Source organism: Kocuria rhizosphaerae, assembly GCF_044462265.1.
In the GTDB taxonomy this organism is placed as follows: domain Bacteria; phylum Actinomycetota; class Actinomycetes; order Actinomycetales; family Micrococcaceae; genus Kocuria; species Kocuria rhizosphaerae.
Map to the genome: position 1 here is coordinate 1 of NZ_JBISWL010000016.1, position 21,917 is coordinate 21,917.

The window sequence follows — 21,917 nt, forward strand, 5'->3', positions numbered from 1 at the left end:
TGGGGTTAGCCTCTTTTCGTGGACACCGAGATGGCGGGATTCGTTCCTGCCAGAGAGGATGTCCGCGTGGGACAGAGGAAGAAGTACACCCCGGAGTACCGCATCGAGGCGGCCCGGCTGGTGATCGATACTGGACGCTCGATCGCCGAGGTCGCTCGGGAGCTCGGCATCGGGGAGCAGCTGCTGGGCCGGTGGGTGAAAGCCGAGCGTGAGCGCACCGGGGCCACCGGGGCGCAGGAGCCGTTGACGGTCGATGAGCGGGCCGAGCTGGACCGGTTGCGCCGCGAGGTCTCCGAGCTGAAGCTGGACAACGAGTTCCTGGGAAAAGCAGCAGCCTTCTTCGCGTCGAAGCAACACCGCAAGAACGGTTTGAGCTGATGGACGCGGAGAAGGCCGACTTCGAGATCACCCGCATGGCCCGGCTGCTGGGGGTCTCCCGCTCGGGCTACTACGCCTGGGCGGCCCGGTGCGCGGCGGGGCCGGGCCCGCAGGCCATCCGGCGGGCCCAGGTCGATCAGGCCGTGCGCACCGCCCACGAGCATTCCGACGGGGTGGACGGGGCGCCGCGGATCACCGCCGCCCTGGCCCGGGGCGGGCTGGTGGTGAACCAGAAGACCGTGGCCGCCGCGATGCGCCGGCAAGGGATCGAAGGGATCAGTCCCCGCAAGTGGGCCCCGGTGACCACGATCCCCGGCACGGCCACGCACTCGATCCCGGACCGGGTGGAAGGCGCCTTCGACACTGGGAGCCTGGACGCGGTGTGGATCTCGGACATCACCTATCTGCGCACCGGTGAAGGGTGGCTGTACCTGTGCGTGGTCCGTGACGGGTGCTCACGAAGGGTGCTGGGCTGGGCGATGGACACCGTGCAGTCCACCGACCTGGTCGAACGCGCCGTGCGGATGGCCCACACCCTGCGCGGGGGTGTGCCGGCCGGTGTGGTGTTCCACGCCGACCGGGGCTGTCAGTACACCTCCGCCCAGCTGCACCAGGTGTGCCAGCAGCTGGACGTGCGCCAGTCGATGGGCCGCACCGGGGTGTGCTGGGACAACGCGATGGCCGAGTCGTTCTGGTCCACGCTCAAGACCGAGTTCTACGACCGGCGTACCTGGCCCACGCGGGACCAGGCCCGCCGTGAGGTCGCCCGCTGGATCGAGGTCGTCTACAACCGTCGCCGGCTGCACTCCGCGCTGGGCTACACCACCCCGGTCGAACACGAGCACGCCCTGCGGGCCGCCAGCACGCAGGCCACCGAAACGCGGCTCCAAGCCGCTTAGCACCGTGTCCACGATTTGCGGAGAACCCCAGCCGGCTTCAGTTCCCCAAACCGGCGCATGGGCAACCGAAGCCGGCTTGGGGACGCACCGGGACTTCTACTTCACTCCCCATCCGGTCGTTTCGCCCGGCAGCAACGTCGGCCATCCTCCGTCGTGCTTCCACGCGAGCGGGCGGATCGGCCTCGCGCGTATGAACGAGACATGACACGCCTGATGAGCATCCGAGAACTCCGCGACACGGGTCTCAGCGACCACGACATCCGCCGCCGCGTCCGCAGAGGACAACTCCTGCGCGTCCGTCCGGGGCTGTTCGCCGACGACCACCAGTACCGAGCCCTCGATCCCTCGGCACGACAGCTCCTTCACCACCGGGCTCTCGACCTGGCCGCGACGGTTCCGCCGGTGTTCTGCCTCGCCTCGGCGGCGCTCGTCCACGGCATGGGCGTGCTCAGGCTGCCGCCCCGTCTGCACACGGTCTCCCCGCCCGGTCAGGGAACGCACAACGGCTACGCGTCCGTCGTCCGGCACCAGGCGGAGCTGCCTGAGCCGGACGTCGTCGTGGTCCACGGTCTCCGGGCGACCTCGCCCGAGCGGACTCTGCTCGACTGCGCACGCCTGCTGCCGTTCACCGACGCCGTCGTACTCGTCGACCAGGCCGGCGCGTACGGCCTGACCCGCGATCAGCTGGAGGAGCGGCTGGCGGAGTGGGCCGGTCGGCGGGGCGTTCGTCGCGCGAGGTCGGTTCTCGAGGCCATGGACAGCCGGTCCGAATCCGTGGGCGAGACGCTCACCCGTCTGCTGCTCTCGGGATCCCGCCTCCCCGCCCCTGAACTGCAGTGGACCATCGTGGGCCGGACCGGCACGTATCGCGCGGACTTCGCCTGGCCGGACCACTGGCTGGTCCTCGAGTTCGACGGCGAGAGCAAGTACGCCACGTGCACCGCCGATGTCATCCGGAACGAACGGCGGCGAGAGGTCGAGATCCAGGAGCTCGGCTGGACCGTGCTCCGTGTGGGGTGGAACGACGTCGTGAGGCGTCCCGCGGAAACCCTCGCCCGGGTGGAGGCCGCGCTGCGCCGCTCTCGGGGAGCACGCTGAGAGCGTCCGCTGGGGCGCAGTCTCCTGCGTGTCCTGCCCTCGCGGCGCCGCCGCTGCCACCGGCTCCCCAAAGCGGCTTCAGCTCCCCCGGCACGCGTTTGGGGAGCTGAAGCCGCTTTGGGGGTTGGGCGCTCCGGCGGTCCGCCGGTTGGGCGCTCCGGCGGTCCGCCGGTTGGGGGCTCGGCGGCCCGGGGGCACCCACGATGGGGGCTCGGCAAGGCAGGGGGTCAGGGGTCAGAAGGGGCCGTACACCGCGGTCGTGTTCGCCCAGATGCGCCGGCACAGCGGCTCCAGGTCCTGTTCCAGGATCTCGGCCATGCCGCGCACGGTGTAGTTGACCACGTAGCTGGCGTTGGGGCGGCCCCGGTACGGGTGGGGCGCGAGGAACGGGGCGTCGGTCTCGGCGAGGACCAGCTCGGGCCGGGCCACCCGCAGCGCGGCCCGGAGGTCGTGGCCGTTCTTGAACGTGACGGTCCCGGAGAAGGACATGTACCACCCGTGCTCGTTGCAGGTGCGTGCCAGCTCCGCGTCCCCGGAGAAGCAGTGGAAGACCGTGCGCTCGGGGGCACCCTCCTCCAGCAGGACGGCGACGACGTCGGCGTGGGCGTCCCGGTCGTGGATCTGCATGGCCTTGCCCGCCTCCTTCGCGAAGCGGATGTGGGCCCGGAACGACTCCTTCTGGTGCTCGCGGCCCTCGCCCTCGGTGCGGTAGTAGTCGAGCCCGGTTTCGCCAAAGGCCCGGACCCGTTCGTGCCGGCCCAGTTCCCGGATCTCGGCGAGCGCGTCCTCGAGCGTCCCGGCGGCGGCGAGCTTCGGTGCCTCGTTGGGGTGCACGGCCACCGCTGCCAGCACCCGCGGGTCGGCCTCCGCGGCGACCACGGCGAAGCGGGAGGAGTAGAGGTCGTGGCCCACCTGGACGAGCCCGCCCACCCCGGCGAGCTCCGCGGCGTCCGCGGCGTCCCGGACGGAGACCTGGACCCGGCCGTCCTGCAGGTCCAGGTGGGTGTGGTTGTCGGCCACGGGGTGCGGCAGCGGCTGCGGCGCGGGCGGGTACTCGAGGTTGCGGCGGCGCCCGTCGTCGGACCGGGACGACCGGCGCCGCGTGCCCTCGCCGTCGGGGGCGTCCTCGGGCACGGCGTAGCGGTCCGGCTCGTAGGCGGGCGGGGTCGCCCCGGGCTCCTGCGGGGGGCGGGTCCCGGGATCGGGCCAGAGGGAAGCGGCGAGATGGGTGGTGGTGGGTTCGGTCACGGGCGGCACCTCGGGGAGCTGGGCGGGAAACACGCGGGCACCGTCCAATCTACGAGCTGGGATCGGTGAGGACATACTGGGGGGACGAGCCCCAGCGGAAGTCGAGGAGACCATGGAGTCGTTCCCCCAGCACACGCAGGCGATCCTGGACCGGATCAACACCGTGATCGACGGCAAGCCGGAAGCGGCGCGCACCGCGCTGAGCGTGCTGCTGGCCGGGGGGCACCTCCTCGTGGAGGACGTGCCCGGTGTGGGCAAGACCATGCTGGCCCGCACGCTGGCGACGGCGATCGGCGGGCGGGTCTCGCGCATCCAGTTCACCCCGGACCTGCTGCCCACCGACATCACGGGCGTCTCCGTCTACGACCAGGCGCGGCGGGAGTTCGAGTTCAAGCCGGGGCCGGTCTTCGCGAACGTGGTGATCGGGGACGAGATCAACCGGGCCTCGGCCAAGACCCAGTCGGCGCTGCTGGAGTGCATGGCCGAGGGCCAGGTCACCGCGGACGGCACGACGTACCCGCTGCCGTCCCCGTTCATGGTCGTCGCGACCCAGAACCCCGTGGAGATGGACGGCACCTTCCCGCTGCCCGAGGCGCAGCGGGACCGCTTCACGGCCCGCATCTCGATGGGCTATCCGGACACCGCGGCGGAGATGACGATGCTCTCCGACCACGGCGGCCGGTCGCCCCTGACGGGCCTGGAACCGGTGGTCACGGTGCAGGACGCGGCCCGCCTGGTGGACCATGTGCGCGAGGTCCACGTCTCGGAGGCGGTGCGGGCCTACGTGGTCGCGCTGGGCCAGGCGACGCGCTCGCACCCGCAGATCCGGCTGGGCGCGAGCCCCCGGGCGCTGCTGCAGCTGCAGGCGGCCGCCCGCGCGGAGGCCGCGCTGAGCGGACGCGAGTACGCCCTGCCCGACGACGTCCGGGCCGTCGCGGTCCCCGTGCTGTCCCACCGGCTCATCCTGGACCGCCGCGCCGGCACGGCCTCCGCCGAGGAGCTCGTGCGGTCGGTGCTCACGGAGGTCCGGGTCCCGGCCGAGCACGCGCCCCGGGGCCGATGAGCCGCCGCCCGGAGACCGTGGTGGCCGAGGAGGGCGAGCGGGCCGAGCAGGCCGTGGACTCCCGGGCCCGGTTCACGGGACGGGGCTGGGCCTTCCTGGCGGCGGGCGCGCTGTGCCTGCTGCTGGCCACGTGGCTGGGCCGCAAGGACGTGCTGGCGCTCGCGCTGTTCCTCGGCGGGACCCCGCTGTTCTCGGCCCTGTCCCTGTACGTGGTCAAGCCGAGGGTGCTGCTCAAGCGCGGCGTGGACCCGGCGCTCGTGACGGCCGGGGACGCCGCGGCCGTCCACCTGTGGGTCCGCCACCGCTCCCGCCGCGGCGGGACCGTGCACGGCGTCGTGGCGGTGCACGAGACGGTGCCGGAGCCCCTGGGCGGGGACCGCGAGCTGACCGTGGAGGCCGGGGGCGAGCCCGCCGGGTACACCGTGCGCCCGCGCCGGCGCGGGGTGTGGGTGCTGGGTCCGGCGACCGTCCGGGTGGCCGACCCGTTCGGGCTCGCCGCCGAGCTGCTCGACGCCTCGGAGCGCACCACGCTGTACGTGGCGCCGGACCCGGCGGAGCTGCCGGAGATCAGCGCGCACCGGCTGCGGGAGTCGGGCACCGATCCCTCGAGGACCGCCCTGCCGCAACCGGGCCCCGACAACGTCATGACCCGCGAGTACCGCCACGGCGACCCCATGCGCCGGGTCCACTGGGCGGCCTCGGCGAAGCACGACAAGCTCATGGTGCGCCAGGAGGACCCCCGCAGCACCCGCCGCCTGACCCTGCTCCTGGACCTCGACGAGGCGTCGTGGCCGGGCGAGCGGCTGTGGGCGGGCGTGCTCCCGTCCACCGCCGGCTTCGAGTGGGCCGTCTCGTTCACCGCGGCCGTGCTCGAGCACCTGACCCAGCGGGAGACCGCTGTGCACGCCGTCGACGGCTTCGGCCGGCCCCTGCCCCGCGGCGGGGAGGACGACGACGCCCTGCCGGCCCAGGGCCGCGCCACCGCGATCACCGACGACGGCTCCGAGGACGCCCTGCACGGGCTCGCCCGCGTGCGCCCGGTCCGGGCGCCGGAGCGGGCCGCGGACGAGGACCCCCTGGCCGACCGGTTCGACCGGGACGGGCTGGTCCACCCGGTCCTGCTGGTGTCGGGGGAGCTGGGCGAGTACGCCGCCGAGCGCATGGTGCGCGGGACCCGGCGGGCCGCCGCGGGCAGTGCCGTGCTGGTGACTTCCGCCGAGCGCCGGGTCCCCCACGGGGCGGCGGTGCTCGAGGAGGCGGGGTGGTCCGTCGTCGTCGTACCGCCGGGCACCGCGGCCGAGGACGCGTGGGCGCGACTCGGCGCGGGCACCCGGAGCGCCGGGGCGGCCCGGTGAGCCGGGCCGCGCGAGGGCCGGACGGGCGGTCGGCGCCGGGCGCGCCCCGGACGCCCGGCGCCGTGCTCGGCCTGGCCGGCACGGTCCTCGTGGCGGTCGCCCTCTCCCTCGTGGCGCTCACGGGCGTGCTCGACGGCACGGGCTGGGTCGCGCCCGCCCTGCTGGCGGCCCTGGCCGTGGTCGCCGCCGCCGGCACGGCCCGAGCGCTGCGGCTGCCCGCCGCCACCGTTCCGCTCTTCGGCGCCGGTGCACTGGTCCTGGCCCTCTCCCTGCTGCTGCTGCGCGAGCCCGCGCTGCTGGGCTTCGTCCCCACGGCCGGGAGCGTCACCCTGGTGCGGGAGCTGTGGGGCGACGCCGCGGCGGTCGTGGCCGAGCAGCCGGCCCCCTACCCCGCCACTGCGGGGCTCGTGCTCCTCGCCGCCCTCGGGGCCGGCGTGGTGGCCCTGTTCGTGGACACGGTCCTGGTGGCCCTGCGGCTGCCGGCCGCCGCCGCGCTGGGCGTGCTGGCCGTCCTCGCCGTCCCGGCCCTGGTCCTGCCCGGGAGCGTGGGCCCGGTCGGCACGGCGGCCGGGGTGCTGGCCGCGCTGGTCCTGCTGGCGGGCGGGCGGCACTGGGGCGCAGTGCGCGAGCCGCGCACGGCGGCGGCGCCCGGGAGCTGGCCGCGGGCGCTGGTGGTCGGGGCCGGGGTGCTCGCGGTGACGGTGCTGGTGCCGGGCCTCGTCCCGGGCTTCGTCAGCGGCGCGTTCCCGCAGGGCAGCGGGCTGGTCGGCGAGCGCGCGGCCGGTGTGGGCCCGCTGCGGGGCGTGGGCCAGGACCAGCGCTCGGCGGAGCAGTCCCCGCGCCTGGAGTACACGACCGGCGCCGGCGGGGCCCAGCTGCTGCGGGTCGTGACCCTCGCCGACTTCGACGACGACGAGTGGTTCCCGGACGCCACCGGGCTGGAGGACGATCTCGGCGAGCTCGGGCCTGGCCCGCTGCAGCCGGCGCCCGAGGGGCCCGAGCGGACGACCGCCGTCCGGCTGCTGGCGTGGCCCGAGCGCTGGGTCCCGCTGCCGTGGGCGCCCGTGGGGGTGACGGCCCCTGCCGGGGCCGACTGGTCCTGGGACCCCGACTCCCTCACCGTGCGCGGGGACCGCGTCCCCGAGGAGGGCACCGAGTACGAGGTCCGCTCCGTGGCCCCCGAGCCCACGTCCGCGCGGCTGCGGGAGGCCCCGGAGGCCCCCGGCACCGGCGAGCTCGAGCCCTACCTCGACCTGCCCGAGGACACGCCGGCGGCGCTGCGGGAGGCGGCCCGCGAACGGGCCGGCGACGCGCCCACCGCGTTCGACCGGGCGCTCGCCCTGCAGGAGTGGCTGCGCTCGGAGGAGTTCCGCTACGACGTGGACGTCCCGGCGGCCCAGGGCTACGACGCCGGCGGGATGGGGGCCCTCGAGGAGTTCCTCGCGACGCGCACCGGCTACTCCGGGCACTTCGCCCCCGCGATGGCCGTCATGGCGCGCGAGCTCGGGATCCCCTCGCGCGTGGCCGTGGGCTACCTTCCCCCGCAGGAGACGGGCGGGGGCGACCCGTTCGGGGACACCCCCGACGACGACGCCGTCCGGGTCCTCCCGCGCGACGCCCACGCCTGGCCGGAGCTCTGGTTCGAGGGCACCGGCTGGGTGCGCTTCGAGCCGACCCCGGGCACGGCCGACGTCCCGGGCTACGCCACCGGCGGGGACGAGCCGGGCGAGGACGGGGACGGGCAGAACACAGCGGAACCGGATCCCACGGACGAGCCCACGCCGGCCAGCACGCCGGAGAACCCGGAGACGGACGCCCCCTCCGCGGCCCCCACGACGGTGCCCACCCAGGAGCCCTCGGTGCCGCCGGCCCCCGAACAGGAGTCCGCGCCCTCCGCGTGGCTGCCCTGGCTGGGCGCGCTGCTGGCCGCCGCGCTGCTCGCCCTGGCCGCCGCGGGCCCCCGTCTGGTCCGGCACCGGCGCCGTGCCCGCCGGATGCGGCTCCTCGAGGATCCCCTCGCCCCCGCGGACGAGCGGGCGCTGGCCGCCTGGTCGGAGGTCGAGGACCTCGCCGTGGACCACGGGCTCGGCCGTGCCCCCGCCGAGACCCCGAGGACCTTCCTCGACCGCCTGGTCACGGCGGTGCCGACGGCGGAGGAGCCGCTGCGGCGGATCGGGAAGGACGTGGAGCGGGCGCTCTACGCCCCGGCGGGCGGGACGTGGGAGCCCGGGACGACCGCCGGCGACGTCGAGACCGTGCGCTCCCGGCTGGAGGCACAGGGCGGTCCGGCCGCCGGGCGCGCCCGTTGGTTCCCGCCCTCGGTCACCCGGCGGCGGTGAGCGGCCCCGCATCCGGCGGGACGTCGGCGGACGTGGCGTTCCGGGTCCGGGAGGCGGACCGGCCTCCCGCGGGAGCTCGGCGGACGGCCACGTTCCGGGTCCGGGAGGCGGACTCGCTCCGGGGGCGGCACGACCGAGGTGCGGTTCAGCCGCAGCTCGCCGCGCCCGTTCGCTGCCCGGGTTCGCCGCCCCGGATGGTTGCCCCGGGCGGCTGCCCCGGGCCGTGGCTCCCGGTCACCGCCCGGTCACTGTTTCCGGGTGGAGAGGACAGTCTCGTAGAGCTCGCGCCGCCCCACCCCGGAGCGGCCGGCGACCTGCCCGGCGGCGTCCTTGAGGCGCATCCCGCCGGCCACGAGCCCCTCGACCTCCGCCACGAGGTCCTCGGGCCGCGCGGCCTCGGGGGCCGGGGCGCCGGCGACGACGACGGCGATCTCGCCGCGGACCTGCCCCCGCCCGCACCAGTCGAGCAGCCCCGCGAGGTCGCCGCGGACCACCTCCTCGTGCAGCTTCGTCAGCTCCCGCGCCACGACGGCGCGGCGGTCCGCGCCGAACGCCTCGCGCAGGGCCGTGAGCATGACCTCGAGCCGGTGCGGCGCCTCGTAGAAGACCATGGTGCGGCGCTCTCCGCCCAGCTCCGCCAGGCGCGCGGCGCGTTCGGAGGACTTGCGCGGGAGGAAGCCCTCGAACGTGAACCGGTCGGTGGGCAGCCCGGACACGGCGAGCGCCATGAGCACCGCGGAGGGGCCCGGGATCGCGGTGACCGTGAGGTCCTCGGCCGCGGCGGCCTCGGCGAGCCGGTACCCGGGGTCCGAGACCGTGGGCATCCCCGCGTCGGAGAGCACCAGCACGGTGCTGCCCGCCCGGACGGCCTCCAGGAGCTCCGCCACCCGGCCGGCCTCGTTGTGCTCGTGGTGGGTCAGCACCCGGCCCCGCGTGCTCACGCCCAGTCCGGCGGTGAGCCGCCGCAGCCGCCGGGTGTCCTCCACGGCCAGGACGTCGGCGGTCTCCAGGGCCTCCCGGAGGCGGGGCGGCGCGTCCCCGAGGTTGCCGATCGGGGTGCCAGCCAGGACCACGCGGCCGCCGCCGGGTGCGGCCCCGGCCGCGGGAGCCGATCCGCCGGAAGGGTCCTCGACCGCGGGGACCGTCCCGCCGGACGCGGCCGTGGCGGGCCTCCGGGCGGGCGGAGCCGCGGTCGCACGGGGCCTCGCGGAGGAGTCGTCCGCGGCGGCGGAGGAGGCGTCGTCGGAGGATGGGGTGCGCACGGGACCACTCTACGGCGGGCGCCCCGGACCGCCGGTCCCCGCCCGCCGGAGCCGCTCCCCTACGATGACAGCGTGAGTTCCTCGGTGCGCACCCCTGCCCCCTCGACGCGGCCGACGGCACCGGTGACCACGCTCCGCCGGTCCCTGGCCGCGGACGTCCTGCGGGCGCGCCTGCTGCCCGGGCCCGCGGCGACGGCCACGGTGGCCTGGCTGGCGCCGCTGCTCACGGTCGTGCTGGGCGGGGTGCTGCGCTTCTGGCGGCTCTCGCACCCGGAGGCCCTCGTCTTCGACGAGACGTACTACGCGAAGGACTCGTACTCGCTGCTGCTGCACGGCTACGAGCGGCAGTGGCCGGAGGGCGCGGACGAGCGGTTCGTGGACGGCGCGCCCCCGGAGGCGCTCAGCGGGCCGGCCTACGTGGTCCACCCGCCCGCCGGGAAGTGGCTCATCGCGGCCGGGATGTGGCTCGTGGGCGTGGAGGATCCGGCGGGGTGGCGCGTCGCCGCGGCGCTGGCCGGGACCCTGTCGATCGCACTGGTGTGCGCGGCCGCGTGGCTGCTGCTGCGCTCGGTGACGCTGGCGACCCTGGCCGGGCTCTTCACGGCCGTGGACGGCCTGCACCTGGTGCAGTCGCGGCTGGCCATGCTGGACGTCTTCCTGATGCTCTTCGTGCTCCTGGCCTTCGTCCTGCTGCTGCTGGACCGGGGGCAGGCACGCCGGCGCCTGGCCGCCCGGCTCGGCGCGGCGGCCGAGCTGCCGGAGGAGCAGCTTCGGCGGCGCCTCGTCCGGGGACCGTGGCTGGGGGTCCGCTGGTGGCGCATCGCGGCGGGCGTGGCCTGCGGGCTGGCCGTCGGCGTGAAGTGGAGCGCCCTGTTCCTCGTCGCCGGCCTCGGGATCCTCACCGTGCTGTGGGACCTCAACGCCCGCCGTGCGGCCGGGGTCCGGCGCTGGTTGCCCGCCGGGGTGCTCCAGGACGGGGTCCCCGCGTTCCTGGCGGTGGTGGGCACCGGCCTCGTGGCCTACACGGCCACGTGGGTGGGCTGGTTCGCCTCCTCGGACGCCTACCACCGCACGTGGGCGCAGGACCACCCCGGCGAGGGACCCCAGTGGCTGCCCGCGCCGCTGCGCTCCCTGTGGGCGTACCACCTCTCCGCCTTCGAGTTCCACAGCGGCCTGGGCAGCGACCACTCCTACGAGGCGCTGCCGTGGCTGTGGCTCACGCTGGGCCGGCCCACGTCCTACTACTACGAGGCACCGGGGCGCGGCAGCGCCGGGTGCACCGTGGAGCACTGCTCGCAGGCCGTCCTCAACATCGGCAACCCCCTGCTGTGGTGGACCGCGATCGCCGCCGTCCTCGTGGGGACGTGGCTGTGGGCCGTGCGGCGGGACTGGCGCTTCGGCGCCCTCGTGGGCGTGTTCGCCGCCGGCTACCTGCCGTGGTTCCTGTACCCCGAGCGCACCATGTACTACTTCTACGCGCTGCCCGTGCAGCCGTTCCTGGTGCTCCTGGTGGCCGGGATGCTGGGGCTGGTCCTGGGCCGGCCCGGCGACCCCGTGCGGCGGCGCCGGCTCGGCGTCGTCGTCGTCGGGCTGTTCACGGCCTCGGTGCTGCTGCTGAGCGCGCACTTCGCCCCCCTGTGGTTCGCGGAGACGATCCCCTACGACCAGTGGCGGGCCCGGATGTGGTTCGACTCCTGGATCTGACCGGCCACCCGCGGGCCCGGCCGGGGCGGTGGCCGGGCCGGCGAGCCTGCCGGGCCGCTCAGCGCCCGGCCAGCCGCCGCTTGAGCTCCTGCCGGCGGCGGACCCGGTCCAGGGCCCGGTGCCGGCGGAAGGCCGTCGGCCACGTGGCGGCCATGACCGCGAGCGCGCCGAGCAGGGCCAGGCCCCCCACCGTGATCGCGGCGTCGGTCCAGAAGGTCGTGGGGTAGAGCCGGATGAGGGTGTCCGAGGCGCGGAAGGTCCAGCTGCCCTCGGCGAAGAACAGGGAGTGGAACAGCGCGAAGAACTGCTCCCAGGCCAGCACGGCGGCCACGGCCAGCAGGACGAGGAGGACGACCGTCAGCCACGAGCCGAAGAACAGGGCGCCCGAGGCGGCCCCCGGCGCCCTCGCGCGCAGGTACAGGGCCGAGACGACCGCCAGCACCGCCAGCACGGCGACGACGGCCAGCGCGCTCTGCAGCACGATCTTCACGTCGGTCATGTGGCCGACCTCGGTGGTCAGGAACAGCTGGGCGCCGTCGGCGTCCTCGAGCCCGCCCAGGTAGCCGGCCGGGGCCCAGTTGAGCACGTAGTCCAGGCCGTAGGAGCCGAAGATCATCCGCTCCTCCGTGGAGAAGCCGTAGGAGTCCGCGGGGAAGCCGGGGCGGTGGTACTCCACCCACAGGAACACGGGCGTGGCCACCGCACGCACCGCCGCGGCCAGGAGGGCGAGCGGGAGGACGACGGCGAGGAAGACCTGCTGCAGCCGCGGGAACCGGGGCTCGTCCGCCAGGGCCTCGCGGCGCAGGGTCGCGCGGCGACGGGCGTCGTCGTCGCCGGCCGCCTCCGCCGGAGGCGCGGTCCGTGCCCCGCCGGCCGGCGACGCGGCCGGGTCCGGGCGGCCGGGCCCGTCGCCGGCGTCGTCACGCGGCGGCGCGGGGGCGACCGCGGGCAGCAGCCCCGTCCAGACCGGCTCCTCGCCTCGTTCGTCGGTCTCCGCGGAGGAGCCGTTCTGCTGCCAGGGGGCCTTGTCGTTGCTGGGGGTGGCCACGGGGGCGGGTCCTTCGGTCGGAGGGCTCGGGTCCCGGCGCGGGCGGGACCGCCCCGGTCGGACCCGATCCTACCCACCGGACCGCTCCGGCTCACCGGCACCGGGAAGCGGGCCGCGCCGGTGACGGCCGATGCCGGCCGCGGAGCGGCATCGAGCGGCCAAGACCGGCCTCCGTGGCCCTGACGCGGCTCGGTACGAGAGGGTCAGTACGAGAGGGTCAGTACGAGAGGGTCAGTACGAGAGGGTCAGCGGCAGGGGCCCAGGGCTCAGCGCGAGGGACTCAGGCAGGGGATCCCGTGGACGACCGGGTAGACGGGGTGCACGCCGTCCCGGAACGGCCGGTCGCTCATCAGCCGGTCGCTGTCCAGCGCGATCAGCGTCCCTCCGGTGAGCGGGCACCGCAGGACGGCGAGCAGACCGGGGTCCACCGCGGCCCGGGCGCCGCCCGCAGCCGCGGAGCGCGGTTGCGGAGCTGCCGGGGGCGCTGACCGGCTCCGGCCGCGGTCCTCGACCCGGCTCTCGTCGTGGTCCTCGCGCGGGGTCGCGTGCGTCGGCTGCGTCGTCGCAGTGACAGTCATGGGGGGACTCCTGGTGCTCCGGGGGGAAGAGCCACCGCGCCGGGCAGACGCGGCCTGAGTCACATCCTAGGCCGCGCTGGCGGTCAGGCCCAGGAGCCGGGCCGCCAGCGCGCCGCGCAGCGCGCGGAGCCGCTCAGCCGCCCCGGCCACCGCCGGCCGCGGGCCGGCGAAGGTGCGCACGCCGCAGGGTCCCCGGAACGGGGACGTCGTTCCACGGCACCTCCCGGGCGGGCGGAGCGCTCCGGCGGGGCGGGGCGGCGCGGGGCAGCGAGACGTCCCGCAGGACCGTGCGGGGCTGCTCCCGCACGGGGGCCAGGTCCTCGGGCTCCCGGACGGCCTCGGCGACGGCCCCGATGTCCTCCCGGGCGGCCCTGGTCTCCGGCAGCTCCAGGCGCACGACCCGCCACCCGCGCGGCACGGTGAGCCGGTCCGCGTGGATCGCGCAGAGGTCGTAGGCGTGCGGCTCGGCGTGCCCGGCCAGGGGCCCCAGCACGGCGATCGAGTCCGAGTACACGTAGGTCAGGGTCGTGACGGCGTCCCGCGCGCAGGTCTGGCGGGAGCAGCGTCGGGCGGTCCTTCCGGAGTCGCTCATGGCGGCCACGCCTCAGCGGGAGAGGCGGCGCAGGCGGCGGCGCTCCCGCTCGGACAGCCCGCCCCAGATGCCGAACTTCTCGTCCTTGCTCATGGCGTAGTCCAGGCACTCGGCCTGGACGGGGCACGCCTCGCAGACGCGCTTGGCGTCGCGGGTGGAGCCGCCCTTCTCCGGGAAGAAGGCCTCGGGGTCGGTCTGCGCGCACAGGGCGTCGGTCTGCCACGCGAGCTCGCCCTCGTCCTCCTCGACCGCGTACAGACCGGCCAGCGCGCTCCAGTCGGCGTCCTCGCCGGGGACCTCGAGCAGGTCCAGGGCCGGACCGGCCTCCGGTTCGGCGAGGTCCTGGGGCACGTCGGGAGCGGTCAGGAGTCCGGTGGTGCGACCTCCCGCGTCACCCCCGGTCCGCCGGGCGTACCGCTCGACCGCGCGGGGGTCGGCGGGGTCGACGTACCAGTCCTGCGGGACCGAGCGCACGCCGGGGCGCGCGGCACCGAGGGTGGTCGAATCGACGAGCTGCTGACGTGCGGCCTCTCCCATGACATTCCTTCCGTCCTGCGCCTCGCCCGGGACCGGCATGATTCGGGGGGCGCCGACCCGGTGCATCCCCGAGAACGTATCTTTGCTGATCATCCGCCGGGCCCCCTAATTACACGTGTGTAAGTCGGATGGCGTCAACCCTTCCCCCGGACTTCCCTCCAGGATCCTATCCGCCGGGGCTCCCCTGCGGAGTAGACGTTTTTCCAGGTCACAGACGGGTCACGGTCACGCTTTCCGCAACGGTGGTGTTCCGGGGAGAATGCGCGGTGACGCATATGCCTCCGGACAGCCCCGGAGGACGCCCACGCACCAGGAGGAACCTTGGAACAGCCCGCCACTACCTCTGTCCCCCTTTTGATGGACAGCCTGCGCAGCAGCACCCGGCCCGCCCTCCTCTGGTACTCCGCGGACGGCGAGCGCGTGGAGCTCTCCGGCCGCGTCCTCGACAACTGGGCCGCCAAGACCGCCAACCTGTGGGTCGACGAGCTGGACCTGGAGGCGGGCGACGTCGTGGCGCTGGGCGACGAGGTGCACTGGCGCGGACTCGCCGTCGCCCTCGGCACGTGGACCATGGGAGCGGCGCTGCGGCCGGCCGACCCCGCGGGCCGCGGCACGCCCGGGGACCGGGCGGTGGTCGGCCTCGTGAACACGGACGGCACGCTGCCGCCGCTGCTGGAGCACGTCCCGGCCGGGGCGCGGGCCGTGCTGCTGGAGCGGCCGGCCCTCTCGCTGGGCCACCGGGGAGAGCTGCCGGGCGAGGACGCCCTCGACTACTGCGCGGAGATCCGCTCCCACGCGGACGTCTACGAGGGGTTCGAGGAGCCGGATCCCGCAGGCCCCGCCCTGTGGGCCGCGGACGCCGGGGAGCCGCCCGCCCACGGCGAGCTGCTGGCCGCGGCCACCGCGCTCACGGCCGGCCGCGAGGGAACCTGGGGGGCCGCGGCGGCCGTGCACGTCCCGGGCCGGCGCATGGACGCCGGATTCCTGCTGCGCGTCCTGGGGGTGCTCGCGGGCGGCCGGGCGGCCGTGGTCACGGACCGGGACCCGCAGGACCCGCGGTGGGCCTCGGTGCTGGAGTCGGAGAACGCCGTGACGTTCTGAGCCCCGGGCCCACCGACGCCGGGGCCGGCCGCGGCGCGGGCCCTCAGCGCTCGGCGGACCGCCCGGTGTCCTCCCGCGCCTCGTGGCCCGAGGCCTGCCCGGCCCCGTGGTGGGCCTGGTCGGGGGTCGCACGGCCCGTGATGAGGGCGATCTCCAGTGCGGCGGTGTCGGCGAAGTTCGGGTCCTCGTCGAGCTCCTCGGTGAAGACCCAGAAGCGGTAGGCGAAGTACCGGAACACCGTGCCGAGGATCGTGCCGACGATGGTGCCCGAGACGAAGGACGCGTAGGCGCTCGTGAGGCCGAGCACGTAGTAGCTGAAGCCGAGGCAGCCCAGCTCGATGGCCATCCCGATGCCGTTGGCCACGAGGAACTGGACGAGCTCTCGGCGCTTGTCCGACTGCCGCTTGTGCCGGAACGTCCACAGCCGGTTGGCCACCCACGCGAAGAGGATCGCGACGACGGTGGCCGCGAACTTCGCCTTGAGGTGGCTGTCCTCGAACCAGCTGTGCATCAGCAGCCAGGTCAGGGAGGCGTTGATGACGAAGGCGACCGCACCGACCACGCCGAACTTCATGAGTTCCTTGACGAACAGGTGCCACAGCGCTTCGCAGTGGTCGACGAGACGGTTCACGCGGCTTCAGGTCTCCCAAGGTGGTGAGCGGGCCGGACGCCGGCCGGCGCGGCGGGCGACGGGCGCTGCGGCGCACCCGCGGGCGGACGAGGGTCATCCTACCCCGCCCTTCCCGACCGTTCCCGGGCAGCCGCCCGGGAGGACGCCGGACGTGCGGCACGGCGCCCCGGTCGGCCGGGATACCCTGGACGGGTGACATCTTCCGCAACAGCACCTGTCGTCGGCGTCGTCGGAGGCGGGCAGCTCGCCCGCATGATGGCGCCCTCCGCCACCGCCCTCGGGCTCGAGCTGCGCGTGCTCGCCGAGGCCCCGGACGTCTCGGCCGTCGCCGCCGTGCCCACCGCACCCGTCGGCGACTACAAGGACCTCGAGGTCCTGCGCCGGTTCGCCGCCGGGGTCGACGTCGTGACGTTCGACCACGAGCACGTGCCCACCGAGCACCTGCGCGCGCTGCTCGACGACGGCGTCCGGGTCCGGCCCGGCCCGGACGCCCTCGTGCACGCGCAGGACAAGCTGCGGATGCGCCGGGCGGTCGAGCGCCTCGGCCTGCCGAACCCGCGCTGGGCCGCCGTGGCCGGGGTCGAGGAGCTCGTGGCCTTCGGCGAGGAGATCGGCTGGCCGGTCGTGCTCAAGACGCCGCGCGGGGGCTACGACGGCAAGGGCGTCACGGTGCTGGACGGCCCGGGCGACGCCCGGGGGGCCGTGCCCGCACAGTGGTTCGAGAGCACCGACGGGCCGCTGCTGGCCGAGGAGAAGGTCCCGTTCACGCGCGAGCTCTCCGCGCTGGTCGCGCGCACGCCGTCCGGGGAGGTGCGGGCGTGGCCCGTGGTCGAGTCCATCCAGGTGCACGGGGTCTGCGACGAGGTGCTGGCCCCGGCGCCTCAGCTGCTGCCCGAGGTCTCGGCCGCGGCGGCCCACGCCGCACGGACGCTGGCCACCGAGCTGGGCGTCACCGGTGTGATGGCGGCCGAGCTCTTCGAGACGCCGGGCCGCGGCCCGGGGTTCCTCGTGAACGAGCTGGCCATGCGCCCCCACAACTCCGGGCACTGGACCATGGACGGGTCCGTGACCAGCCAGTTCGAGCAGCACCTGCGCGCCGTGCTCGACCTCCCGCTGGGCGACACCGGGCTGATCGGCGGCTCCGCGGTCATGAAGAACTACCTCGGCGGCGCCAACCAGGACCTCTTCGGCGCGTACCGGGCCGCGATGGGCGCCGAGCCCCGGGCCAAGATCCACAACTACGGCAAGGCGGTGCGGCCCGGGCGCAAGATCGGCCACGTCAACATCACGGGCGCCGCCGACGAGATCCCGGACCTCCGCCGCCGCGCGTCGCGGACCGCCGCCGTCCTGCGGGACGGCACCGCCTGACCTGCGCCTCCCACGGCCCGTCCAGGCGGGCCGGTTAGCGTGTCCCCGGGCGGCGGCCACCGCGCCGACCCCGCCCGCCGATCAGCCCAGGAGCACCAGTGAACGAGAAGCAGCAGCCGGTCGTCGGCGTCGTGATGGGGTCGGACTCCGACTGGCCCGTGATGGAGGCCGCCGCGAGCGCCCTCGAGGAGTTCGGCGTCCCCTACGAGGCCGACGTCGTCTCCGCGCACCGCATGCCGGCCGAGATGATCGACTACGGCCGGCGGGCCCACGAGCGCGGGCTGCGGGTGGTGATCGCCGGGGCCGGCGGGGCCGCCCACCTCCCCGGCATGCTCGCCGCCGTGACCCCGCTGCCCGTGATCGGCGTGCCCGTCCCGCTGAAGACCCTCGACGGCATGGACTCGCTGCTGTCGATCGTCCAGATGCCCGCCGGGGTCCCGGTGGCCACCGTCTCGATCGGGGGCGCCCGCAACGCGGGGCTGCTCGCGGTCCGGATCCTCGCCTCGGGCGAGGACGAGCGGGCCGCGGCCCTGCGCGAGCGGCTGCTGCGCTTCGCCGACGACCTCCGGCGCACCGCGTACGACAAGGGCGCCGCCCTCCGCTCGCGCCTCGACGGCTGACCCCGCCGCCTCCGCACCTCCCCGTCCCTCTTCCCCCGCCGGAGCTGCCCGTGAACGGCCACCACCCCCGCGCCCACGGCGTCCCCGCCGGCCCGCGCGCCGCCGACGACCACGCCACCGTGTCCGCCCAGCGCGGGCTCGACGACGCCGAGCACGCCGGCCCGCCGCGGCTGACGGACCCGCTGCGCCACCCCCAGCACGCGGGTGCCGGCACGCGCGCGCGCCGGGCGTGGACGCTGCTGCTGTCCACGCTCGTGGTGCCCGGCAGCGCGCAGCTCGTGGCGGGGCGGCGGGCGACCGGCCGCGCCGCGCTGAGGGTCGACGTCGTCGTGTGGGCGGCCCTGCTGCTCGCCGGCCTCTCCGTCCTGCTGTGGCGCACGCCGCTCGTGTGGTTCCTCACGAACTCGGTCACGTCCCTGCTGCTGATCGCCGGGCTCCTGGCCCTGGCCCTGGGCTGGGCCGTCCTGTTCTTCGACACCCTGCGCCTGATCCGCCCGGGCCTGCTGGCCCGCCGGACCCGGCGGGCGGTGGCCGCGGCGACCGTGGCGCTCATGCTCGTCACCTCGGGGGGCCTCGCCTACTCGGCCTACCTGGTCTCGGTGGCGCGCGGAGCCGTCGGGGAGGTCTTCGGCGGCGGACTGCCCTTCCGTCCCTCCGAGGGCCGCTACAACATCCTGCTCATGGGCGGGGACTCCGGGGAGGACCGCTCGGGCCGCCGCCCCGACTCCATGTCGGTGCTCAGCGTGGACGCCGACACCGGGCACACCGTCACCATCTCCCTGCCCCGCAACCTGCAGAACGTGCCGTTCCCGGAGGACTCCCCCATGGCGGAGGTCTACCCGGAGGGCTTCAACTGCGGGGACGAGTGCATCCTCAACGCGCTCTACACGGACGTCACCAACAACTACGCCGAGCTCTACCCCGACGCCGCCGACCCCGGGGCGGAGGCCATGAAGGACGCCGCGGAGGGCGCGCTGGGCATCGAGGTCCAGGCCTACGCGCTGATCGACATGAGCGGCTTCGAGCAGCTCGTGGACGCCCTCGGCGGGATCACCGTCGACGTCGGCGGGCGCGTCCCCATCGGCGGCGGGACCGACATGGTCACGGGCCTGCCGAACGAGATCTTCGGCTACATCGAGCCCGGCGTCCAGCACATGGACGGCTACCACGCGCTCTGGTACGCGCGCTCCCGCGAGGGCGCCACGGACTACGACCGGCAGGCCCGCCAGCGGTGCGTGCAGGCCGCCATGCTCAAGCAGCTGAACCCGGTCAACGTGATCACCCGCTTCCAGGAGCTCGCGCAGTCGGGAACCGAGGTCGTGCAGACCGACATCCCGCAGAGCCAGATCGGCTCGTTCGTGAACCTGGCCCTCAAGGCCAAGGAGCACGAGCTGGAGCAGTTCGCCGCCGGCCCGCCGTTCTACGACCAGTCCTTCCCCACCTATCCGGACTACGAGCAGCTGCACGCGGACGTGGACCGCGTGCTCGAGGAGGCCACCGGCCGCGACGCCCAGGACGCGGAGGCCGCGCCCGGCGGCACCGCCGTGGGCCCGGGCCTCGGCATGGCCGTCCCCGTGCCTGCCGCCCTCGTCACGGCCCAGGAGCTCACGCCCAACGGCACCTGCTCGGTGCCCTGACCGCTCCGGTCCGGCGTCACCGGGCCGCCCGGAGCGGTCCCGGCCCACCGGTACAGTGGGGGCGTGGCGAACATACTGCAGTCGAACGCATGGGCCGTCTTCCAGCGGAACCTGGGGCACGAGGTGTTCCAGGCCTCCGGGGACGGCTGGCGCTATCTCGCGGTCCTCGAGGGCGGCCGGGCCGGCCGCTACCTGTACTGCCCGTACGGGCCCGTGGCCGAGAGCCCCCAGGCCTTCGACGCCGCCCTCGCCGACCTCGTGCGCACCGCCCGGGCGCGGGGGTGCTGGTTCGTCCGCGTGGAGCCGGTCGACGCCGTGCTCACGGACGGTCCCGGGAGCGGGCCGGCCGGCGGCTCGGCGGACGGGTCCGCGACCCCGGAGTCGGCGCTGCGCCGGCGCGGTCTGCGCCGCGCGCCCCGTCAGGTCCAGCCCGGGCACACCCAGGTGATCGACCTGACCCGGGACGAGGACGCGATCCTCAAGGACATGCGCTCGACCAACCGCAACCTGCACCGCAACATCGCGAAGAAGGGCGTGAGCTTCACGCGCTCCACGGATCCGGAGGACGTCGACGTCCTGCTGCGCTTCCTGGACGCCACGGCCCAGCGCAAGCGCTTCGCACGGCAGCGCGACGACTACCTGCGCGAGGCGGCGCGCTCGCTCATGCCGCAGGGCGCAGCGGCCCTCTACGTCGCCCGGCTGGACGGGGACCCCATCGGCGCGTCCCTGGTCTACGACTCCGACGACACCCGCACCTACGCCCACGCGGCCATGGACTTCGAGCACCGGCGGCTCTCCGCGGGCATCCCCCTGGTGGTGCGCATGGTCCTCGACGCCAAGCACCAGGGTCTGAGCCGCTTCGACCTGTTCGGGACCGCCCCCGAGGGCGCGGGACCCGAGCACGAGTGGCACGGGTTCACCCAGTTCAAGAAGTCCTTCGGCGGCCACCCCGAGTCCTCTCCGGGCACCTGGGACCTGCCGGTGCGCCGGGGACGCTACGCCGCGTACACCGGCGTGCGCGCGGCCCGGGAGAAGGCCGCCGCCGTCCGCCGGGCCCTGCCGGGGACCGCCGCCCGGCTCCGCGCGGCCGTTCCGGGGCTCCTGCGGCGGAACGGCTGAGCCGGGTCCGGCTCAGCGCCCGGCGGCGTCGCGCAGGGCCGACAGCCCCTCACCGACCACCCGGCGGGTGAGGTCCCGGGCGCGGCGGACCCGCCCCGGGACGGCGAAGGGGTCGCCCTGCTCGGCCGCGGGGCCGGGCACCGTGTCCGCCACGTCGCCGGCGGAGGACCGTGACGGGACGGCCACGTCCAGGCCCAGCTCCGCGGCAACCTCCGTGTCCGAGCGCTCCGCGGCCGCGTCCGCGGCCTCGGAGCTGATCTCCTCGGCCGGGACCTCGCCGAGGGACCGCTCCCACGGCCCCAGGACCGGGCGCTCCGGCGCGGCGAGCTCCTGGACGACCCGCGGCACGTCCGTCTCGTCCGGGTCGCCGCCGTCCAGACGCTGCACGCGGCGCTTCTGCAGCTCGACGATCCCGGTCAGCAGCAGGGCGTCGTCCACCCCCAGGTCCCGGCCCCGGCGCGTGAAGCCCAGCCGGTAGATCATCGCCAGCCCCCGGGTGTGCACGAACCACAGGTAGCCCAGCGCCGTCTCGCTCCCGTCCCCCGCGGCCTCGGTGGCGACGAGCAGCAGGGAGTCCTCGCCGAGGTCGTCCAGGAGCTGGTTGATCAACCGCGTCCGCAGGCCGATGTTGGCCAGGGCCCGGCTCTGTGCCGTGATCTCGCGGACGGTCACGCCGGGGGTGCGCAGGGCCGCCCGGCACCGCTGGAGGGTCGCCTCCGAGAGCCGGCCCGCCACGTCCTTCTCGGTCTCCCCCAGCAGCACCTCGAGCCGGCGGGGCTCGGCCGCCACGGGCTCCCCCGGCGGCCGCACGAAACCGGCCGCCGCCATGGCCTCCGCGGTGCCGGGGGTCCGGGGCGTGTCCGCCTGGAAGCGCAGCAGGACCCCGGAGTGCTCCTCCCGGGCCCAGCCGGCCAGCGCGCCGGCGACCAGGGGCAGGTCCTCGGGGCGGTGCACGTGGCAGTTGACGGTCCCGGCGACCATCCGCTCGGCCTCACGGCGCAGGAGGAGCTGCGCGTAGCCCACGGTGCGCTGCTCGGCGTCGTGGACCATGACCCGGTCCACGCGCAGCCCGGGACCCTCTGCGGAGACCTGGGCCTGCCCGATGCCCCACAGCTGCTGCGGGTGGCCTCCGGTCACCCGCACGGTGGCGTCCCAGGTCTTGCGGTTCGGGCACGGGCTGACCGTGGTGCTCACGTCGGCGACCTCCTCATCACCCGGGCGCTCCGCCCCGGAGGATCGGGGGACCGGGGTCGGGGCCCGCAGTACGGGTCCATTCTATGGCCGCCGCCGCGCCCGGACCCGCCGGACACGAAGGGACCCTCCCGGACGGGTCCGGGAGG

The 21,917-nt window shown here is 75.4% G+C and carries 19 protein-coding genes; 11 read left to right on the top strand and 8 right to left on the bottom strand.

The window, feature by feature from the left end; all coding sequences use genetic code 11:
* Positions 1–30 precede the first annotated feature (30 nt).
* Positions 31–1,277 (top strand): IS3 family transposase gene (locus ACH9EU_RS01520; RefSeq protein WP_396412164.1). Its coding sequence is split into 2 segments (ribosomal slippage): positions 31–334 and positions 334–1,277, totalling 1,248 coding nucleotides; the frame shifts between segments, so codons are not numbered across the junction.
* Between the two features lie 213 nt (positions 1,278–1,490).
* The gene (locus ACH9EU_RS01525; protein WP_396412165.1) at positions 1,491–2,375 is read left to right on the top strand and encodes a type IV toxin-antitoxin system AbiEi family antitoxin domain-containing protein; all 885 of its coding nucleotides are present in this window, start codon (positions 1,491–1,493) and stop codon (positions 2,373–2,375) included.
* A gap of 234 nt (positions 2,376–2,609) precedes the next feature.
* On the opposite strand, the gene ACH9EU_RS01530 is transcribed toward ACH9EU_RS01525, so the two are convergent.
* Positions 2,610–3,623: a TatD family hydrolase gene (locus tag ACH9EU_RS01530; RefSeq protein WP_396412166.1), complete on the bottom strand. Its 1,014-nt coding sequence runs from the start codon at positions 3,621–3,623 to the stop codon at positions 2,610–2,612.
* 112 nt (positions 3,624–3,735) lie between these two features.
* Between ACH9EU_RS01530 and ACH9EU_RS01535 the strand changes: the two genes are divergently transcribed.
* From ACH9EU_RS01535 to ACH9EU_RS01545, 3 genes are all read left to right on the top strand, one after another.
* Positions 3,736–4,686, top strand: coding sequence for an AAA family ATPase (locus ACH9EU_RS01535; protein ID WP_396412167.1), 951 nt, complete (start codon positions 3,736–3,738; stop codon positions 4,684–4,686).
* Positions 4,683–6,041: a DUF58 domain-containing protein gene (locus tag ACH9EU_RS01540; protein WP_396412168.1), complete on the top strand. Its 1,359-nt coding sequence runs from the start codon at positions 4,683–4,685 to the stop codon at positions 6,039–6,041. Before ACH9EU_RS01535 ends, ACH9EU_RS01540 begins: the two co-directional genes overlap by 4 nt.
* Positions 6,042–6,103: 62 nt before the next feature.
* The gene (locus tag ACH9EU_RS01545) at positions 6,104–8,380 is read left to right on the top strand and encodes a transglutaminase TgpA family protein (RefSeq protein WP_396412169.1); all 2,277 of its coding nucleotides are present in this window, start codon (positions 6,104–6,106) and stop codon (positions 8,378–8,380) included.
* 245 nt (positions 8,381–8,625) lie between these two features.
* Here ACH9EU_RS01545 and rsmI read toward each other — a convergent pair whose 3' ends face one another.
* The gene (gene rsmI, locus ACH9EU_RS01550; RefSeq protein WP_396412198.1) at positions 8,626–9,453 is read right to left on the bottom strand and encodes a 16S rRNA (cytidine(1402)-2'-O)-methyltransferase; all 828 of its coding nucleotides are present in this window, start codon (positions 9,451–9,453) and stop codon (positions 8,626–8,628) included.
* Between the two features lie 261 nt (positions 9,454–9,714).
* Here rsmI and ACH9EU_RS01555 point away from each other — a divergent pair, with 261 nt between their 5' ends.
* Positions 9,715–11,346, top strand: a complete 1,632-nt coding sequence (locus tag ACH9EU_RS01555) for a phospholipid carrier-dependent glycosyltransferase (protein WP_396412170.1) — start codon at positions 9,715–9,717, stop codon at positions 11,344–11,346.
* A 58-nt stretch (positions 11,347–11,404) separates the two neighbouring features.
* Here the strand turns inward: ACH9EU_RS01555 and ACH9EU_RS01560 are convergent, their stop codons facing one another.
* The 4 genes from ACH9EU_RS01560 to ACH9EU_RS01575 all read right to left on the bottom strand — a co-directional run bounded on the left by ACH9EU_RS01560 (position 11,405) and on the right by ACH9EU_RS01575 (position 14,101).
* Complete coding sequence (locus tag ACH9EU_RS01560; protein WP_396412171.1) at positions 11,405–12,394, bottom strand: TIGR01906 family membrane protein; 990 nt, start codon at positions 12,392–12,394, stop codon at positions 11,405–11,407.
* Between the two features lie 266 nt (positions 12,395–12,660).
* Positions 12,661–12,972: a hypothetical protein gene (locus ACH9EU_RS01565; RefSeq protein WP_396412172.1), complete on the bottom strand. Its 312-nt coding sequence runs from the start codon at positions 12,970–12,972 to the stop codon at positions 12,661–12,663.
* A 133-nt stretch (positions 12,973–13,105) separates the two neighbouring features.
* Entirely contained in the window at positions 13,106–13,564 is a 459-nt protein-coding gene (locus ACH9EU_RS01570; protein ID WP_396412173.1) for a DUF3499 domain-containing protein, read from the bottom strand.
* 12 nt (positions 13,565–13,576) lie between these two features.
* Positions 13,577–14,101, bottom strand: a complete 525-nt coding sequence (locus ACH9EU_RS01575) for a WhiB family transcriptional regulator (protein ID WP_396412174.1) — start codon at positions 14,099–14,101, stop codon at positions 13,577–13,579.
* Positions 14,102–14,458: 357 nt separating this feature from the next.
* On the opposite strand from ACH9EU_RS01575, the gene ACH9EU_RS01580 reads away from it, so the two are divergent.
* Positions 14,459–15,202: a TIGR03089 family protein gene (locus tag ACH9EU_RS01580; RefSeq protein WP_396412175.1), complete on the top strand. Its 744-nt coding sequence runs from the start codon at positions 14,459–14,461 to the stop codon at positions 15,200–15,202.
* A gap of 43 nt (positions 15,203–15,245) precedes the next feature.
* Here the strand turns inward: ACH9EU_RS01580 and ACH9EU_RS01585 are convergent, their stop codons facing one another.
* The gene (locus tag ACH9EU_RS01585; RefSeq protein WP_396412176.1) at positions 15,246–15,833 is read right to left on the bottom strand and encodes a GtrA family protein; all 588 of its coding nucleotides are present in this window, start codon (positions 15,831–15,833) and stop codon (positions 15,246–15,248) included.
* Between the two features lie 192 nt (positions 15,834–16,025).
* Here ACH9EU_RS01585 and ACH9EU_RS01590 point away from each other — a divergent pair, with 192 nt between their 5' ends.
* The 4 genes from ACH9EU_RS01590 to ACH9EU_RS01605 all read left to right on the top strand — a co-directional run bounded on the left by ACH9EU_RS01590 (position 16,026) and on the right by ACH9EU_RS01605 (position 20,577).
* Entirely contained in the window at positions 16,026–17,201 is a 1,176-nt protein-coding gene (locus tag ACH9EU_RS01590; protein WP_396412177.1) for a 5-(carboxyamino)imidazole ribonucleotide synthase, read from the top strand.
* 134 nt (positions 17,202–17,335) lie between these two features.
* Positions 17,336–17,821, top strand: a complete 486-nt coding sequence (gene purE, locus ACH9EU_RS01595) for a 5-(carboxyamino)imidazole ribonucleotide mutase (RefSeq protein ID WP_396412199.1) — start codon at positions 17,336–17,338, stop codon at positions 17,819–17,821.
* Positions 17,822–17,871: 50 nt separating this feature from the next.
* Positions 17,872–19,458 carry an LCP family glycopolymer transferase gene (locus tag ACH9EU_RS01600; RefSeq protein ID WP_396412178.1) on the top strand — a complete coding sequence of 529 codons (1,587 nt, stop codon included), beginning with the start codon at positions 17,872–17,874 and terminating at the stop codon, positions 19,456–19,458.
* Between the two features lie 63 nt (positions 19,459–19,521).
* Entirely contained in the window at positions 19,522–20,577 is a 1,056-nt protein-coding gene (locus tag ACH9EU_RS01605) for a peptidoglycan bridge formation glycyltransferase FemA/FemB family protein (RefSeq protein ID WP_396412179.1), read from the top strand.
* A gap of 12 nt (positions 20,578–20,589) precedes the next feature.
* Here the strand turns inward: ACH9EU_RS01605 and ACH9EU_RS01610 are convergent, their stop codons facing one another.
* Positions 20,590–21,771, bottom strand: a complete 1,182-nt coding sequence (locus ACH9EU_RS01610) for a hypothetical protein (RefSeq protein WP_396412180.1) — start codon at positions 21,769–21,771, stop codon at positions 20,590–20,592.
* Between the last annotated feature and the right edge of the window lie 146 nt (positions 21,772–21,917).

Coding starts and splice junctions, on each gene's coding strand:
- ACH9EU_RS01525 (WP_396412165.1), top strand. CDS start 1,491: ATGAGCATCCGAGAACTCCGCGACACGGGTCTCAGCGACCACGACATC.
- ACH9EU_RS01535 (WP_396412167.1), top strand. CDS start 3,736: ATGGAGTCGTTCCCCCAGCACACGCAGGCGATCCTGGACCGGATCAAC.
- ACH9EU_RS01540 (WP_396412168.1), top strand. CDS start 4,683: ATGAGCCGCCGCCCGGAGACCGTGGTGGCCGAGGAGGGCGAGCGGGCC.
- ACH9EU_RS01565 (WP_396412172.1), bottom strand. CDS start 12,972: ATGACTGTCACTGCGACGACGCAGCCGACGCACGCGACCCCGCGCGAG.
- ACH9EU_RS01570 (WP_396412173.1), bottom strand. CDS start 13,564: ATGAGCGACTCCGGAAGGACCGCCCGACGCTGCTCCCGCCAGACCTGC.
- ACH9EU_RS01575 (WP_396412174.1), bottom strand. CDS start 14,101: ATGGGAGAGGCCGCACGTCAGCAGCTCGTCGATTCGACCACCCTCGGT.
- ACH9EU_RS01580 (WP_396412175.1), top strand. CDS start 14,459: ATGGACAGCCTGCGCAGCAGCACCCGGCCCGCCCTCCTCTGGTACTCC.
- purE (WP_396412199.1), top strand. CDS start 17,336: ATGGGGTCGGACTCCGACTGGCCCGTGATGGAGGCCGCCGCGAGCGCC.